At 57.2% G+C, this 17,264-nt stretch carries 15 protein-coding genes; 2 read left to right on the forward strand and 13 right to left on the reverse strand.

Annotated features, from left to right (window positions below; translation table 11 throughout):
* Window positions 1-57: 57 nt before the first annotated feature.
* From potD to potA, 4 genes are read right to left on the reverse strand one after another with little or no spacing between them, the layout of a single operon-like run.
* On the reverse strand, window positions 58-1,104 hold the full coding sequence (potD, locus tag G9X48_RS02995) for a spermidine/putrescine ABC transporter substrate-binding protein PotD (protein WP_004387334.1): 1,047 nt from the start codon (window positions 1,102-1,104) through the stop codon (window positions 58-60).
* A complete protein-coding gene (potC, locus tag G9X48_RS03000) occupies window positions 1,101-1,913 on the reverse strand; it encodes a spermidine/putrescine ABC transporter permease PotC (protein WP_004387333.1) in 813 nt (270 codons plus the stop codon). The genes potD and potC overlap by 4 nt, the downstream gene beginning before the upstream one ends.
* The gene (potB, locus tag G9X48_RS03005) at window positions 1,910-2,767 is read right to left on the reverse strand and encodes a spermidine/putrescine ABC transporter permease PotB (RefSeq protein ID WP_085661038.1); all 858 of its coding nucleotides are present in this window, start codon (window positions 2,765-2,767) and stop codon (window positions 1,910-1,912) included. Before potB ends, potC begins: the two co-directional genes overlap by 4 nt.
* Window positions 2,751-3,899 carry a spermidine/putrescine ABC transporter ATP-binding protein PotA gene (gene potA, locus G9X48_RS03010; protein WP_085661039.1) on the reverse strand — a complete coding sequence of 383 codons (1,149 nt, stop codon included), beginning with the start codon at window positions 3,897-3,899 and terminating at the stop codon, window positions 2,751-2,753. The genes potB and potA overlap by 17 nt, the downstream gene beginning before the upstream one ends.
* A 287-nt stretch (window positions 3,900-4,186) precedes the next feature.
* Here potA and pepT point away from each other — a divergent pair, with 287 nt between their 5' ends.
* Window positions 4,187-5,416 (forward strand): peptidase T, encoded by a 1,230-nt coding sequence (pepT, locus tag G9X48_RS03015; protein WP_097584043.1) that lies wholly within the window; start codon window positions 4,187-4,189, stop codon window positions 5,414-5,416.
* A 237-nt stretch (window positions 5,417-5,653) separates the two neighbouring features.
* Here pepT and G9X48_RS03020 read toward each other — a convergent pair whose 3' ends face one another.
* The 9 genes from G9X48_RS03020 to rluE all read right to left on the reverse strand — a co-directional run bounded on the left by G9X48_RS03020 (window position 5,654) and on the right by rluE (window position 15,863).
* Complete coding sequence (locus G9X48_RS03020) at window positions 5,654-6,775, reverse strand: cupin domain-containing protein (RefSeq protein WP_085661041.1); 1,122 nt, start codon at window positions 6,773-6,775, stop codon at window positions 5,654-5,656.
* Between the two features lie 49 nt (window positions 6,776-6,824).
* Window positions 6,825-8,330, reverse strand: coding sequence for a two-component system sensor histidine kinase PhoQ (phoQ, locus tag G9X48_RS03025; RefSeq protein WP_014729120.1), 1,506 nt, complete (start codon window positions 8,328-8,330; stop codon window positions 6,825-6,827).
* A complete protein-coding gene (gene phoP / locus G9X48_RS03030; RefSeq protein WP_004387968.1) occupies window positions 8,331-9,002 on the reverse strand; it encodes a two-component system response regulator PhoP in 672 nt (223 codons plus the stop codon).
* Window positions 9,003-9,156: 154 nt separating this feature from the next.
* Complete coding sequence (gene purB, locus G9X48_RS03035; RefSeq protein WP_007901069.1) at window positions 9,157-10,527, reverse strand: adenylosuccinate lyase; 1,371 nt, start codon at window positions 10,525-10,527, stop codon at window positions 9,157-9,159.
* A 17-nt stretch (window positions 10,528-10,544) separates the two neighbouring features.
* On the reverse strand, window positions 10,545-11,174 hold the full coding sequence (hflD, locus tag G9X48_RS03040) for a high frequency lysogenization protein HflD (protein WP_097640887.1): 630 nt from the start codon (window positions 11,172-11,174) through the stop codon (window positions 10,545-10,547).
* Window positions 11,175-11,229: 55 nt separating this feature from the next.
* On the reverse strand, window positions 11,230-12,339 hold the full coding sequence (gene mnmA / locus G9X48_RS03045) for a tRNA 2-thiouridine(34) synthase MnmA (protein WP_014729118.1): 1,110 nt from the start codon (window positions 12,337-12,339) through the stop codon (window positions 11,230-11,232).
* A gap of 189 nt (window positions 12,340-12,528) precedes the next feature.
* Window positions 12,529-14,478 carry a methyl-accepting chemotaxis protein gene (locus G9X48_RS03050; RefSeq protein WP_105536321.1) on the reverse strand — a complete coding sequence of 650 codons (1,950 nt, stop codon included), beginning with the start codon at window positions 14,476-14,478 and terminating at the stop codon, window positions 12,529-12,531.
* A 268-nt stretch (window positions 14,479-14,746) separates the two neighbouring features.
* Window positions 14,747-15,196, reverse strand: coding sequence for an NUDIX hydrolase (locus G9X48_RS03055; protein WP_004387964.1), 450 nt, complete (start codon window positions 15,194-15,196; stop codon window positions 14,747-14,749).
* A 10-nt stretch (window positions 15,197-15,206) separates the two neighbouring features.
* A complete protein-coding gene (gene rluE, locus G9X48_RS03060) occupies window positions 15,207-15,863 on the reverse strand; it encodes a 23S rRNA pseudouridine(2457) synthase RluE (protein ID WP_071989528.1) in 657 nt (218 codons plus the stop codon).
* Window positions 15,864-15,978: 115 nt separating this feature from the next.
* On the opposite strand from rluE, the gene icd reads away from it, so the two are divergent.
* Window positions 15,979-17,229 carry an NADP-dependent isocitrate dehydrogenase gene (gene icd, locus G9X48_RS03065; RefSeq protein WP_007849342.1) on the forward strand — a complete coding sequence of 417 codons (1,251 nt, stop codon included), beginning with the start codon at window positions 15,979-15,981 and terminating at the stop codon, window positions 17,227-17,229.
* Window positions 17,230-17,264 lie beyond the last annotated feature (35 nt).

A 17,264-nucleotide genomic window follows, 5' to 3' on the forward strand; every position in this document is an offset into this window, starting at 1 on the left:
ACCGGTTTTCGTAGGGTGGGTAAGCGAAGCGCACCCACCTTTTCACCACAATGAAACTTACCGTCCCGCCTTTAACTTCTGGTAATACGACTCGTAAATCGCGCTGGCGTCGCCGACATCGTTCTGCCATTCGCCCTTCTTGATGGTAGCTTCGTCCGGATAGAGCGACTTATCTTCCGCCACCTCTTTCTTCAGAAGCTTACGGGCCGCCAGGTTTGGCGTCGGGTAACCGATGGTCTCAGCGACCTGTTTCGCCACATCCGGGCGCAGCAGGAAGTTAATCAGCTTATGCGCGCCTTCCACATTCTTCGCATTCGCCGGGATAGCGAGGCTGTCCATCCAGAAGATCCCGCCTTCTTTCGGCCAGACGACATCCAGCGGCGCGCCCGCCTGACGAGCGACCCACGCGGAGCCGTTCCACACCATACCGAGATTCACTTCGCCTTCCAGATACGGGTTCGCCGGGTTGTCGGAGTTAAACGCCGCCACGTTTGGCATCAGCTTTTTCAGCTCGTTATAGGCGGCTTCAATCTCTTTCGGATCGGTGGTATTGCCGGAAAGCCCGAGCTTACGCAGCGCCATCTGGAACACTTCGCGCGCATCGTCGGTCAACAGCAGGCTGCCTTTGTATTCCGGCTTCCAGAGATCGGCCCAGGAGGTCACGCTTTTCGGATCGATGGCGTCGCTGTTCACGCCAATCGCCGTCGCGCCCCAGATGTAGGGAATGGAGTAGTCGTTATTCGGATCGAAAGGCTTATTCAGCATCGCCGGATCCAGATTGTGAAAATTCGACAGCTTGCTCTTGTCGATCTTCTGGATCATTCCTTCTTTGCGCATCTTGTCGACAAAGTAGGTGGACGGCACCACGAGATCGTAGGCGCCCTGCTGATAGGTCTTCAGCTTGGCGTACATGGTTTCATTCGATTCATAGGTCGAATAGATAACCTTAATGCCCGTCTCCTTCGTGAACTGCTCAAGCAGGCCCGGCGGCACATACTCGGTCCAGTTGTAGAAATAGAGCGTATTTTTGTCATCAGCATGCGCGGCGCTCATGCCGAACGCCAGAGCACCCGCAGCAAGCAGGTGGCGTGACCATTTTTTCATTTTACGTCCCCTGGATTTAAGGCCTGGCGAGGCAGGCTTTTCGTTTTATCGCGAAGCATCAGCTGGCTTGCCAGTACGAGAACCAGCGACAGCATCAGCAGAATGGTGGCGAGCGCGTTCACTTCCGGCGACACGCCCACTTTGACCATCGAGTAAATTTTCAGCGGCAGGATTTCATAGCCCGGCCCCGTCACGAACGACGACACCACCACGTCATCCATCGACAGCGTAAAGCTCAGCAGCCAGCCCGCCGCCACCGCCGGCATCGCCAGCGGCAGAATGATTTTGCGCAGAATCGTGATTTCGCTGGCACCCAGATCGCGCGCCGCTTCAAGCATTCGCACGTCAAAGCCTTTCAGCCGTGAATAGACGGTCACGACCACAAACGGCAGGCAGAAGGTAATGTGCGAGAACAGCAGCGACCAGAAGCCAAGCTGAATGCCCACCAGCATAAAAAGCACCAGCAGGGAAATCGCCATCACGATATCGGGCGACATCATCACCACAAACAGCATGCCGCTGACAAACGGTTTGCCGCGAAAACGGTAGCGGTAGAGCGCGACCGCCGTCAGCGCGCCGATAAGGGTCGCGAACGTGGCGGAAAACACCGCCATTGTCAGCGAGTGTTGCGCGGCCTGTAACAGGCTGTCGTTATTCATCAGCAGGCTATACCAGTTGGTGGTAAAGCCCTGCCAGTTAATGCCGAAACGCGAGCTGTTGAACGAATTCACAATCAGGATCACGATCGGGATATAAAGATAAGCGTAAATGGCGGTCATAAAACCGCCGCGCAGCAGGCGACCGATCATTCCAGTTCCACCTTCTTGTTAAGCAGGCGCGCGGCGCGCCAGTACACCAGCAGCATCAGCCCCATCACCAGCGTCAGCGTAATGCTGGTGGCCGCGCCAAACGGCCAGTCGCGGATATTCAGGAACTGGCTCTTGATAACGTTGCCGATAAGCAGGTTTTTCGCGCCACCCATCAGATCGGAGACATAAAACAGCCCCATCGCGGGCAGCATCACCAGCAGACACCCGGCAATAATCCCCGGCATCGTCAGCGGCAGAATGATGCGCACAAAGGTTTGCAGTTTGCTGGCCCCGAGATCTTTTGCGGCTTCGAGCAGCGGCTTATCGAGCTTCTCGATGCTGGAGTAGAGCGGCATCACCATAAACGGCAGCAGAATATAGACCAGGCCGATAATCACCGCGGATGGCGTGTACATAATGCGTAACGGAGCGTCGATAACGCCAAGCCACAGCAGAAACTCGTTCAGATAGCCGCGCGTGCTGAGAAACAGCTTCAGCCCGTAAATCCGGATAAGCGAGTTTGTCCAGAACGGGACTATCAGCAAAAACAGCAGCAGCGGGCGCACTTTCGCGGGCAGCTTTGCCAGAAACCACGCAAACGGGTAACCCAGCACCAGACACGCCAGCGTCGCCTGTAGTGCCATATTCAGCGAGTGCAGCAGCACCTGAAAATAGAGCGGGTCGAGCAGGCGCGCGTAGTTATCCAGTGTAAAGACCAGGCTTACGAAATGCGCGTCGTCGCGGGTGAGAAAGCTGGTGGCGATGATCATCAGGTTGGGCAGAAAAACAAACAGCACCAGCCAGCCGACGATGGTGGCGATCACCACATTCTGGAATTTACGCGAGCTTTTCATCGGCCAGCACCACCTCCCAGCTCTCCACCCAGGTCACGGCCATTTTCTGATCGAGCGAGTGGTCAAAATCCGGGTCATCTTCGTTGAAGAATTCGCTAACCAGCACGATTTTGCCGTTTTCCAGCTCAACAACCGATTCCAGCGTCATGCCTTTATAGTTGCGCTCGCGCACAAACCCTATCAGGCCGTCGGCCTCGCCGTCGCCGTTAATCTCTTCAACGCGCAGATCTTCCGGGCGCAGCAGCACGTTAAGTTTCTGGCCCGCCGTCACCGGGAAGGCGACATACAGCACGCATTCGCGGCCTTCGACATTAGCGCGCACGCGCTGCGCGTCGATACGCTCAATGACGGTGGCGTCAAAAATATTGATCTCGCCGATAAAGCTCGCCACAAACAGGTTTTTGGGTTCTTCGTAGATTTCGCGCGGCGTGCCGTCCTGCTCGATGCGCCCGTCGCGCATCACCACGATGCGATCGGACATCGTCAGCGCTTCTTCCTGATCGTGCGTCACGAACACAAACGTAATCCCCAGCTTGCGCTGCAGCGCTTTCAGCTCGTTCTGCATCTGTTTGCGCAGTTTATAGTCGAGCGCCGAGAGGGATTCATCAAGCAGCAGCAGGCGGGGTTTATTGACCACGGCGCGGGCGATCGCCACGCGTTGCTGCTGGCCGCCGGAAAGTTGATGCGGTTTGCGCTGGGCAAATTCCTCAAGCTGCACCATCTTTAAAGCATCCATCACACGCGGCGTTATCTCAGCGGTGGGTGTTTTTTGCATCCGCAGGCCAAACGCGACGTTCTCAAACACCGTCATATGCGGAAACAGGGCGTAGCTCTGGAAAACGGTATTGACGTGGCGATGCTCGGCGGGAACGTCGGTGATGTCCTGTGCATCGAGCGTGATCCGCCCGGCGTCGGCGTTCTCAAGGCCTGCGATAAGGCGCAGCACGGTGGTTTTACCGCAGCCGGAGGGGCCGAGGAGCGTGAGGAATTCACCATGATTGATGGTCAGTGAGAAATCAGAAATGACGGTTTTACCATCAAAGCTTTTCCCGATATCCGCCAGTTGCAGAAGCGGGGAAAGCGAGCGCGGCTGTGTATTCAATTTTTTGACTCTGTCCCGTAAAAAACGCATCAAGAAGAAACCGGATGCGGGGTTTGTGATGAACCACCTTTGGGTCTGGCACGTGATAAGGGCAGGCATTCTACGGCAAACCATTGAAATCGCCAATGCCACAGACGCTTTCTTGCCGGTTTCGCGTGGTTTTCCACGTTTTCTGTCACGTCAGGCGCATGAAGAAGGAGATACCCCCTTTTTCCCCGCAGGATTATTCCTCTTCGCCGGGCGAAAGGTGACCTGAAACAATATTTGTCTTTTAATGCTTAATGATAATAACGTCACAAAATAACAGGGGTGAGAACATGGATAAATTACTCGAACGTTTCCTGCAATATGTCACTATGGATACCCAGTCACGGGCCGGGGTGAAGCATGTTCCCAGCACCGAAAGCCAGTGGAAGCTGTTAAACCTGCTGAAGAACCAGATGGAAGAACTGGGCATGGTTAACGTGTCGCTAAGCGAACACGGCACGTTGATGGGCACGCTGCCCGCCAACGTAGATAAACCCGTCCCGCCCATCGGATTCATTTCTCATGTCGATACCTCGCCAGATTTCACCGCCAAAAACGTGAACCCGCAAATCGTTGAAAACTACCGCGGCGGGGATATCGCGCTCGGCACCGGCGAAGAGATCCTCTCACCGGTGATGTTTCCGGTGCTCCATCAGTTGCTCGGCCACACGCTTATCACCACCGACGGCAAAACGCTGTTAGGCGCGGATGATAAAGCGGGTGTCGCAGAGATCATGACCGCCATGGCGACGCTTTCGCAGAAAAACATTCCCCACGGCGATATTCGCGTGGCCTTTACGCCGGATGAAGAGGTGGGCAAGGGGGCGAAGTATTTTGACGTTGAAGCGTTTGATGCGCGCTGGGCATACACCATGGACGGCAGCGGTATCGGCGAGCTGGAGTATGAGAATTTCAACGCGGCCTCGGTGACCATCAAAATCGTTGGCAACAACGTGCACCCCGGCAGCGCCAAAGGCGTGATGGTGAACGCGCTGTCGCTCGCCGCGCGTATTCATGCGCTGGTGCCCGCCGACGAAAGCCCGGAGTGCACCGAAGGGTACGAGGGGTTTTATCATCTGCACACCATGAAAGGCTCGGTGGATCGCGCCGAGATGCATTACATCATCCGTGATTTTGATCGCGAGAATTTCGAAGCGCGCAAACGCCGTATGATGGATATCGCGAAACAGGTCGGTAAAGGGCTGCACCCGGATTGTTATATTGAGCTTGCCATCGAGGACAGCTATTACAATATGAGCGAGAAGGTGGCGGAGCATCCGCATATCATCGAGATTGCGCGCCAGGCGATTGTCGATTGCGGCATGGAGCCGCAGTTAAAGCCGATTCGCGGCGGCACCGACGGCGCGCAGCTGTCGTTTATGGGCCTGCCATGCCCGAACATTTTCACCGGCGGGTACAATTATCACGGCAAGCATGAGTTTGCGACGCTGGAAGGAATGGAAAAAGCAGTGCAGGTGATTGTACGTATCGCCGAATTAACCGCACAGCGGGAGGCGTAAAGGCGCAAAAGGCGTAAAAGAGGCGGGTGCGCTGCGCTTACCCGCCCTACAAATTCAGGGATCATGTATGTAGGGTGGGTAAGCGGAGCGCACCCACCATTCACATCAAACCCTTCACGTTATGTCGTAGGGTGGGTAAGCGTCAGCGCACCCACCATTGACATCAAATCCATCGCGTTATGTCGTAGGGTGGGTAAGCGGAGCGCACCCACCGTAATACTCGCGATAACCGACGCCTTACTCCGCAAAATACCAGTACCCGCTGTTTACCAGCGCGGCCAGCATTGCGAGGAATGACGGGTCTTCCAGCGCGTCGCCAAACATCGCGTCATTCAGCACCACTTCATTGGCGAGCTGATGCAGCGCCGGGCGGTGCGGCGTATCTATCTTCTCGCCGTTCACAAAGACGTCCTCGCCGATACGCAGCACGCGCAAACCGCCGAGACGTACCAGCGTATCACCCTGTTTCAGCGCATCGTAAATTTCATCCGGCTGGTACGGCGGCTCCGGCGGCGACACATCCAGCTCGTGACGCGACTGGGTGATAAACTCACCAAACCACTCATTGAAATTATCCGGGTCGCGGATCAGATCCAGCATCATGTCGCGCAGCTTTTCGACTTCCGCAGGCACAATGTCTGCCGGACATTCGCGTGCGGGCACATCCGGATCGCTGTAGCGATGGCTGCCGAGCTCACGCTGCAACACATAATCGGCGAACCCGCTGATAAGCTCGCGACCGCTCGGTGCGCGAAAGCCCACGGAATAGTTCATCGAGTTTTCCAGCGAATAGCCTTCGTGCGGGAATCCCGGCGGAATATAGAGAATATCGCCCGGCTCCAGCTCTTCGTCGATCAGCGCTTCAAACGGCGCGACCTGCAGCAGATCCGGGTGCGGGCAGTGCTGTTTCATCGGCACTTTTTCGCCGACGCGCCAGCGGCGACGGCCAACGCCCTGGATAATAAACACATCGTATTGATCAAGATGCGGGCCAACGCCGCCGCCTGGCACCGAAAAGGAGATCATCAGATCGTCAATACGCCAGTCCGGCAGGGCGCGGAACGGGCGCATCAGCGCGGCGCTCGGCTCGTGCCAGTTATTCACCGCCTGCACCAGCAGCGACCAGTTGGTTTCGCCTAAATGATCGTAGCTCTGGAACGGGCCGTGGCTCACGTCCCATTTGCCGTCCTGATGACTGACCAGGCGGCTGTCCACCTCGTTCTCCATCGCAAGACCGGCCAGTTCGTCCGGGGAGAGCGGGTCGACAAAATTCTTAATGCCGCGCTTTAACACCACCGGGCGTTTTTGCCAGTAGCGTTCAATGAAATCGGGCCAGTTTATCTCTACGTGGTAGTCCATATTGTATTCCGCAGGCTCTCAAGATGAGTCGGATTATAACGGACGCGCGTCACTCTGCGTGGTTGTCTGACAGGTTTTTTCGAAGCGTTGCGGAAGATTCGCCCACCGGCGGCTGCTGACGGGCGAAAATCACTTCCATGCGTGCGCCGCCAAGCGCGCTGGTGCTGGTGAGGATCTGCCCGTTATATTGCTCCACCACTTCACGGGCGACCGACAGCCCAACGCCCTGGCCTGGGCGCAGCGTATCGGCCCGCTGGCCGCGATCAAACACCAGCGCGCGTTTGCTTTCAGGAATACCAGGGCCATCATCTTCCACCACCAGGTGCAGCGTGTCATCCGCCACCCGTGCGGTCACTTCGACAAACTCCAGACAATATTTGCAGGCGTTATCCAGCACGTTGCCCATCACTTCGAGAAAATCGTTTTTCTCGCCGATAAAGACAATTTCCGGCGAGATATCGAGCGTGATGCTGACGCCTTTGCGCTGGTAAACCTTATTCAGCGCCGACGTGAGATTATCCAGCAGAGACGCCACCGGGTGCAGTTCGCGGCTCAGCAGCATATTGCCGCTGCGCATACTGGCGCGATGCAGATAGTAGCCTATCTGCTGTGAAATACGGCTGATCTGCTCCAGCATCACCGGCTCGGCCTGTTCCACATCCGTTTTGCCGGTGCGCAACGATCGCAGCGTGCTCTGGAGCACCGACAGCGGCGTTTTCAGGCTGTGGGTGAGATCGGTGAGCGTTGTGCGGTATTTCTCGTAGCGCTCGCGCTCGCTTTTCAGCAGCCGGTTGAGATTATGGACAAGGCTCGTCAGTTCGCGAGTGGTGTAGGGGTTCAGTTGTTCACGATGGTGCTCTTCCAGCTCGCGCACTTCGCGCGCCAGCGCTTCTATAGGGCGCAGGCTCCACCAGGCGGCGAGCCACAGGAGCGGGATCACCAGCAGCAGATTCGCCGCCAGCACATAGATAAACCAGTTCCAGACGCTCCATGAGCTTTTCAGCTCGTCAGGAATAGTGTCCACCACCACGACCGTCAGCGCGGGCATATTGGTGGTTGCCGGATAGACATTGACCGCGACCGAGTGCGTGGTTTCGTCGTTTTTATCCGGGTCGTAATCATTAAGCCGCTTTTGCAGCGCCCGGTTTGCGCCCAGCAGCAGGCGCGAATCGCTAAAGCGCGTCTCCAGCTCGTGAAAACCGTTCGCGTTGAGCCACTCGGGGCGAATCGCCTTCATCAGGCGCGGCACATCGCGCTGCGACCAGAGGAGTTTGCCTTTTTCGTTATAGATAAAGGTCAGCGTCGGGCTCTGCCTGTCGATATGGTCGGGGATCTCAACGGTCAGTTTGCCGTTTTCGAAACGGGCAAGGGTATAGAAGAGATTGCTCTCACCGCGCAGCAGTCTGAAGGTGGTTTTATCGAAACTGACGCTGTAACCCACCAGCGCCACCACGCCGTAGGCGAGCGAGAGCACCAGCACCACCGCCGCGGTCGCGAGTAAAAAGCGCACCCGCAGCGAGAGCGGGAGAAAGTGGCGCAGGACGTTTTTTTTCATTTAGCGTAGATCGAACCGGTAACCCTGGCCGCGCACTGTCGTGATCGCTTCGCCCGGGTATTCCGCCTGGATTTTTTTACGCAGACGGCCCATCAGCACGTCAATGGTGTGGCTTTCGCGAAGCTCCGCATCCGGGTAGAGCTGAAGCATCAGCGAATCTTTGCTAACGACCTTGCCCGCGTTGCGGATAAGCGTCTCCATAATGGTGTATTCGAAGGCGGTCAGGCGGATCAGATTGTCGTTGATGGTCACTTCCCGGCGCGAGAGATCCACCACGAACGGCGGCATAGAGATCACCTGCGAAGCGAGCCCGCTGTTGCGGCGCAAAAGCGCCTGCATTCTCGCCACCACTTCTTCGATGTGAAACGGCTTGGTGACGTAATCATCGGCACCGGCGCCCAGCACTTCGACTTTATCCTGCCAGCCCTCACGGGCGGTGAGTACAAGAACAGGCAGCGTGATCTCACTGGCGCGCCAGCGACGGATCAGGCTCAGCCCGTCTTCATCCGGCAGACCCAGGTCGACAATCGCCACGTCCGGCAGGTGTTCATTCAGGTAATAATCCGCTTCTTTGGCATCTTCCGCCGCATCCACCTGATGGCCAAGCTCCGAGAGCTGCACTTTCAGGTGATGCCGCAGTAAGGCGTTATCCTCGACGACCAGCACGCGCATCCGGGGTCCCCTTATCCATCAAATATATAAATAGTTTAACGCCAATTATTACTGAAAGGGCATAAACATTGGATAAACCAGCGAGGCATCAACAGGCGGGCGGAAAAGGCGAGGGGAGAAGGTAGCGCGCCACCCGCAGGTGACGCGCAGAGGCTTATTTCAGGTCATCAACCATCTGGATGGCGCGGCCGATGTAATTGGCCGGCGTCATCGCTTTCAGACGGGTTTTTTCGTCTTCCGGCAGTTCGAGGCTGTCGATGAACTGTTTCATGCCTTCGGCGTCAACGCGTTTGCCGCGGGTCAGCTCTTTGAGCTTTTCATACGGTTTCTCAATGCCGTAGCGGCGCATCACGGTCTGAATCGGCTCGGCCAGTACTTCCCAGTTGTTGTCGAGCTCAGCCAGCAGGCGATCGCGGTTCACTTCCAGCTTGCTCACGCCTTTCAGCGTCGACTGATACGCGATGAGCGAATAACCGACGCCGACGCCCAGGTTACGCAGAACGGTGGAGTCGGTCAGGTCGCGCTGCCAGCGGGAGACCGGCAGTTTGCTCGCCAGATGTTGCAGCACGGCGTTCGCAAGCCCCAGGTTGCCTTCGGAGTTCTCGAAGTCAATCGGGTTGACCTTATGCGGCATGGTGGAAGAGCCGATTTCGCCAGCGATGGTTTTCTGTTTGAAATGGTTCAGCGCAATGTAACCCCAGACGTCGCGGTCGAAGTCGATAAGGATGGTATTAAAGCGCGCCATGCAGTCAAACAGCTCAGCGATATAGTCGTGCGGCTCAATCTGGGTGGTGTACGGGTTCCACTGGATGCCGAGCGAGGTCACAAACTCCTCGCTGAACTGGTGCCAGTCCACTTCCGGGTATGCAGCGATGTGGGCGTTATAGTTACCCACCGCGCCGTTGATTTTACCGAGGATCTCGACCTGCTGGAGCTGACGGTACTGGCGCTCCATCCGGTACGCGACGTTCGCCATCTCTTTGCCCATGGTGGACGGCGTGGCTGGCTGGCCGTGCGTGCGGGAGAGCAGCGGGATATCACGGTACTGGTGCGCCAGGTCTTTGACCGCGTCAATAATGTTGCGCCAGAACGGCAGGATCACTTCTTCGCGCGCGGTGGAGAGCATCAGCGCGTGGGAGAGATTGTTGATGTCCTCTGAGGTACAGGCGAAGTGGATAAACTCAGACACCGCGTGGAGCGCCGGAACGTCAGCCACTTTTTCCTTCAGGAAATACTCAACCGCTTTGACGTCGTGGTTGGTGGTGCGCTCGATGGTCTTGATGCGCGCCGCGTCTTCTTCGCTAAAGCCTGCGACAATCGCATCGAGGAAATCGTTTGCGTTTTTGTCAAAAGCAGGAACTTCCTTGATCGCTGCGTGTGCGGCCAGCTTTTGCAGCCAGCGTACTTCAACCTGTACGCGGAATTTCAGCAGGCCAAATTCGCTGAAAATGGCGCGCAGCGCGCTGACTTTATCGCCGTAGCGTCCATCAACGGGGGAAACGGCGGTCAGTGAGGATAATTCCATCAGTCACTCCTGAGAGGTTAACATTGAGCAAGAATTTGTTTCGCCTGGGTGGTCAGACGATTACGGGAAAACATTAGTTGCAGGCGTCCGCCGCCGACCTGCTGCCAGAGCACCGCGGCGCGGATACCGGCGAGCAGCGTGGCGCGAACTTTCGCCTGGATCTGCGGGCTTTGCAGCACGTTGGGCGAGCCGTTAACCTGAATACGCGGGCCGAGCGGGCTAATCACATCCACATAAATGCCGGCCATCGCGCTCATCAGCGTATCGGATTCCAGCTCGAAATGCTCAAGCTGGCGGCTTAAATCCGCGATGCGATTGCCAAGCGTATTCATCGCGCCTTTGCTGGCGGCAAGTTTACGCTCCAGCACCATCAGGCTTAACGTGTAGCGCGTCAGTTCTGCGCCGAGGCCCTGACGGCTGCTGGTGTTCAGCATGCCAAGCAGCGTCTCAAGACCGATTTTCAGCCCGGCTTCGCGGCCGCCGAAAACGTCAAGCGTCGACGCCGGGTTCTGGTCAATCACGCTGTTAAGCGAGACGCGCAGGGCATCGCTGTCACACGTGCCCTCATGCGCGAGCGACTGAACCAGACGTGCCGACTGGCAAATGCCCGCCAGCGCAAGGGTGATGTCGTAGAAGTTCTTTGCCACACAGACTCCTTTTTATCGCGGCTGTACATTCATGGCCGCGCACGCGGCATCAGGCTTAAACCGGCAGCGGCAGGCGCTGTTCGATAATACCGCCGCCCAGGCACACTTCGCCCCGATAAAACACGGCGGACTGCCCCGGCGTGACCGCGGCGACCGGCTCGTCAAACACCACTTCGATGCGATCGTCATCCAGCGGACGGACGGTGCAGGGAATATCGGCCTGACGGTAGCGCGTTTTCACGGTGCAGGTAAACGGCGCGGTGACCGGCTCGCGATCGACCCAGTGCAGTTGCTGTGCGATAAGACCGACTGACATCAGGCGCGGATGATCGTGGCCCTGAGCGACAATCAGAATATTGTTTTCGACGTCTTTATCCACCACGTACCACGGCTCTTCGCCGCCGTCTTTGGTGCCGCCGATGCCAAGCCCTTTGCGCTGGCCGAGCGTGTGATACATCAGACCCTGATGCTCGCCGATAGTATCGCCGTCAACGGTGACGATTTTACCCGGCTGGGCAGGCAGATAGCGGCCGAGGAATTCGCGAAACTTACGCTCGCCGATAAAGCAGATGCCGGTGGAATCTTTTTTCTTTGCCGTCACCAGATCTAACTCTTCGGCAATGCGGCGCACTTCCGGTTTTTCCAGCTCGCCAACCGGGAACAGGCTTTGGGCGACCTGATCGTGGCCGAGCGTATAGAGGAAATAGCTCTGGTCTTTATTGCCATCAAGCCCGCGCAGCAGGCGGCTTTTGCCGTCCACATCGGCGCGACGCACATAGTGGCCGGTCGCGATATAATCCGCGCCGAGATCTTCGGCCGCGAATTCGAGGAAGGCTTTAAATTTGATCTCTTTATTGCAGAGGATATCCGGGTTTGGCGTGCGTCCGGCTTTATATTCCGCCAGGAAATGCTCAAACACGTTATCCCAGTATTCCGCCGCGAAGTTCACGGTATGCAGCTCAATGCCGAGCTTATCGCACACCGCCTGGGCGTCTGCGAGGTCGGATGCGGCCGTGCAATAATCCTCGCCGTCATCCTCTTCCCAGTTCTTCATAAAGAGACCTTCCACCTGGTAGCCCTGCTGTTGCAGTAACCACGCGGAAACGGAGGAATCGACGCCGCCGGACATGCCGACGATGACTTTTTTCTGGCTGTTATCAGACATTGCACCACTCACGACTTAAAACAAAGGCGGCGTATTCTAGCACGCGCTGGCGGCGCAAACACCCCCTGAGCGCGCCGGGTTTGCCTACGGGCGTGAAGAAAAGGGCTTAACGGCAAGAATTGCGACGCGCGGGTGCGTATAAAAAGAGGGGGAAAAGAGGCGGGGGCGCATCGGCCCCCGCGAGTGGGATCAGGCGTAACTTTCCTGAAGACTAAACTGCTCGACGGTCTGCGCCAGCTGCTGCGCCTGCTCTTCGAGCGAGCTGGCCGCTGCCGCCATCTGCTGCACCAGCGCGGCGTTCTGCTGCGTCACGCCGTCCATTTCGTTCACGGCGATCGTCACCTGGCTGATGCCTTTCGACTGTTCATCCGAAGCGCTGACAATCTCCCCGATAATGGTCTGCACGGAATGCACCGCCTGGGTCATCTCCTGCATGGTTTTGCCGGCGTCGTTCACCAGTTGTACGCCGTTCGCCACGCGCTGGCCCGACTCTTCAATCAGCGCTGCAATCTCTTTCACCGCGTTGGCGCTGCGCTGCGCCAGGCTTCGGACTTCGCTTGCCACCACCGCAAAGCCGCGGCCCTGTTCACCCGCGCGCGCTGCCTCTACCGCCGCGTTGAGCGCCAGGATATTGGTCTGGAACGCGATACTGTTAATCATCGTGGTGATATCGCTGATTTTCTTCGAGCTGTCGTCGATCTGCGCCATCGTCTGTACCACCTGGCCGACCAGCGTTTCGCCGCGGCTGGCGATTTGCGTGGCGTTGGCGGTCAGTTCCGTCGCGTGATGGGCGTTGGCGGCGTTGTGTTTCACGGTCGCGCTGATCTGCTCCATGCTGGCGGCGGTCTGCTCCAGCGCGGCTGCCTGTTCTTCGGTGCGCGACGAAAGGTTAATGTTGCCGCTGACGATTTCGCCCGCGCCCTGACGCACGGAGTCGCTCGCTTCTTTGATCTGCCCGACAATGCCGCGCAGCTGCGCCTGCATAGTGTGAAGGGCGTAGAACAGGCTGCCGCGATCGCCCGGTTTAACGTCAATCGCGTTATCGAGCTTGCCGTCGGCCACCGCCAGCGCAATGGTCGCGGCTTCCAGCGGCTCACCGCCGAGAGGCCGGAGCACTTTGCGGCTAAAGACGATACCGAGCAGCGCGCTCACTAGCAGAATGCTCACCACCATAAGAATAATGGCGTTCATTAACTGGCGGTTCGCGGCGGCCATCACCTGGCTTACCGGTGCCACAATGCCGAGATACCATTTATCCGTGCTATTACCGATGGTGACAGGCTGCCAGGTGACCAGCGCTTTTTCGCCAAGGATCGGATCGTCCTGCTCAACCACGTTGCTGGTGAAACCCGCGGTATCGCCAGGGAACGGTTTGCTGGTTAGCTTTTTATCCGGGTAGGAGACGATTTTGCCTGCCGTTGAAAGCAGCATGGCATAACCGACGCCTTCCCAGGGTTTGATCTGATTCACTTTTTGCTGAAGCGACGCCAGCGAAATATCGGATGTCACCACGCCCTTAAGCTGACCGTCGGAGACAATCGGGGCCGCCACCGAGGTCAGCAGCGTCGGCACGCCGTTATAGGCGTAGCTGTAGGGTTCAATCAGCGTATCTTTCTGGGTTTTCTGCGGGATCAGGTAGTAGTCGCCCTGGCCTGGCGTCAGGTAGGAGAGCAGGGGGTGAAACTGGTAATTACCCGACTGACCGTGGTCGACGAAAAAGGCGTAACGGCCTTTCGGCGCCTGGCCGGGTTTGCCGTCAAACTCGGCGTCGCGACCGTCAAAGGCGTTTTCTTCAAAGATGACGGAAATCGAGAGGTAATTTGGGTTATCGCGCAGCGCGCCTTCGAGCAGTTGATCGGCGACTTTACGGTCGGTGATGCCGGCGCGGGGCAGGGACGCCATGCTGTGGCCAAGATTATGCGCCACATCGCGCGCGTAGTTGAGCTCCTGCTGGATTTTCAGCGCTTCGCTCTGGGCAATCTGGCGTAAATAGCTCTCGGCCAGGGATTTTTGTTCGTTGCTGGATTGCCAGCTCAGCACGCCGATGGTGACGACAAACCCCAGCGTGATGGTTAATGCGCCCGTCAGCAGCATTTGTGCACGGGTACTCATCTTTTTATGAACGGATTGTCTGGCCATCACGGCTCCTCAGGATCAACCACGAAAAATCATTACTTTCCCTTCGCTACGAGCCTCCTGGTCAATCTCTTATCGGCGTCGATTTTTTGTTCTTTAATGGCATAAAAAGCGAAATGACTGGTGGAAAAACGGGCGATTTAGCGTTTGTCTGGCGGAGGAAAGGGCGAGGCAGTAGCCAGAATGGCAGATAGTGCTGAGTGTAGCGGATGGCGGCAGCAGGTTAAGCTGCCGTTAAAAGTTTCAGTGCGAAACAAATAGTGCGGTGAAGTTAACGCTGCGGCCAGTTAAACGCGCCAATTAGCGAGAGCGGATAACGCTCGCCGCGCTGCCAGGTGCGAATGCTTTCGGCCACCAGTGGAGAGCGCAGGTTGGTCGCCGAAAGAATTTCCTCAGCGCTCACCCAGCGGCAGAGGTCGATATCGCTGTCGTGCGGCTCGGTTGGCAGCGGCGCGTCAAGTTCAATACTGAACAGAAAGCGCAAAAACGGCGTGTTGTCGGGTGCCAGCCACTGGTGCAGACGCAAAAAATGCTGCGGTTCGGCGCGGATGCCGGTCTCTTCCCACAGTTCGCGGCGCGCGGCTTCCACCAGCGTTTCGTCGGCTTCGAGATGGCCGGCAGGCTGGTTCCAGAGCGCTTTGCCATTAATGGTCTCTTCCACGACCAGGAATTTGCCCTGCGCGTGTACCACGCAGGCGACGGTGACATGGGGTTTGAACATCCGGTTCTCCTTATTTGAGCGGAACGTCTCGCCACTGGCCGCAGGCCAGAGAATCAAGAGTATAGTCGCCCATCGCGTAACGAATCAGCCGGAGCGTCGGGAAGCCCACGTGCGCGGTCATGCGCCGCACCTGGCGGTTACGCCCTTCATAAAGCGTGATTTTAAGCCAGCTGGTGGGAATCGATTTACGCTCGCGAATTGGCGGATTACGCGGCCACAGCCAGGCAGGTTCTTCAACGCGCTCAACGCCTGCGGGGAGCGTTGGGCCGTCGTTCAGCGTCACGCCACTGCGCAACTGCGCCAGCGCCGCTTCCGTCGGCTCGCCTTCCACCTGCACAAAATAGATTTTGCCGGTGCGTTTGCCGGGCTGGGTCAGTTTTGCCTGTAACGCGCCGTCGTTGGTCAGCACCAGTAACCCTTCGCTGTCGCGATCGAGACGGCCCGCGGCATAGACGCCCGCCACCGGAATAAAATCCTTCAGCGTCTGGCGGCCTGCCTCGTCGGTAAACTGCGGCAGCACATCATAAGGTTTATTAAAGAGGATCAGCCGTTTCGGGCCTTCGGGTTTGCGGCGCTTAGGGGAATGTTGTGAGCTGAATCGCTCAAGCCGGTGATTTCTATAAGAAGTTTTCTGCATACTATTTTCAGGCTTTATCAATTGCCGCATTATACCCTATTCATAAGGGCGTGGCATGGGGCAGAACATTCAGGTAGTATTATCACGCCTATTACAAATCATTAACATAATGAGTCACAACCAGAAGCGCTCGAAGGAGAGGTGAATGGAAAGCAAAGTAGTAGTTCCGGCGGAAGGTGCAAAGATCACAGCGCAAAACGGCAAGCTGAATGTCCCCCACAACCCGATCATCCCGTTCATTGAAGGCGATGGTATCGGTGTGGACGTGACGCCGGCGATGCTGAAAGTGGTCGACGCCGCGGTTGAGAAAGCCTACAAAGGCGAGCGTAAAATTTCCTGGATGGAAATTTACACCGGTGAGAAATCTACCCAGCTTTACGGTCAGGATGTCTGGCTGCCCCAGGAAACCCTGGATCTGATTCGTGAATATCGCGTTGCCATCAAAGGCCCGCTGACCACCCCGGTTGGCGGCGGTATTCGCTCCCTCAACGTCGCCCTGCGCCAGGAGCTGGACCTTTACGTCTGCCTGCGCCCGGTACGTTACTACCAGGGCACCCCGAGCCCGGTTAAACACCCGGAACTGACCGACATGGTTATCTTCCGTGAAAACTCTGAAGACATCTACGCGGGTATCGAGTGGAAAGCCGACTCCGCTGACGCTGAGAAAGTGATCAAATTCCTGCGCGAAGAGATGGGCGTGAAGAAAATCCGCTTCCCGGAACATTGCGGCATCGGCATCAAGCCGTGTTCTGAAGAAGGCACCAAACGCCTGGTGCGCGCGGCGATTGAATACGCCATCACCAACGATCGCGAATCCGTGACCCTGGTGCACAAAGGCAACATCATGAAATTCACCGAAGGCGCGTTTAAAGACTGGGGCTACCAGCTGGCGCGTGAAGAGTTCGGCGGCGAGCTTATCGACGGCGGCCCGTGGGTGAAAATCAAGAACCCGAACAACGGCAAAGAGATCGTTGTGAAAGATGTTATCGCCGACGCCTTCCTGCAGCAGATCCTGCTGCGTCCGGCGGAATATGACGTTATCGCCTGTATGAACCTGAACGGCGACTACATCTCTGACGCCCTGGCGGCGCAGGTTGGCGGCATCGGCATCGCGCCGGGCGCGAACATCGGTGACGAGTGCGCGCTGTTCGAAGCGACCCACGGCACCGCGCCGAAATACGCAGGCCAGGACAAGGTGAACCCGGGCTCTATCATTCTCTCAGCTGAGATGATGCTGCGTCATATGGGATGGTTCGAAGCCGCTGACCTGATTGTTAAAGGTATGGAAGGCGCTATCAACAACAAGACCGTGACCTATGACTTCGAACGCCTGATGGAAGGCGCTAAGCTGCTGAAATGCTCAGAGTTTGGCGACGCGATTATCGCGAACATGTAATCCAGATGCTGGGTTAGGCAAAAACGGGAACCAGT

It is taken from the genome of Cronobacter sp. HA18006 (assembly GCF_011605445.1).
GTDB lineage: Bacteria > Pseudomonadota > Gammaproteobacteria > Enterobacterales > Enterobacteriaceae > Cronobacter > Cronobacter sakazakii.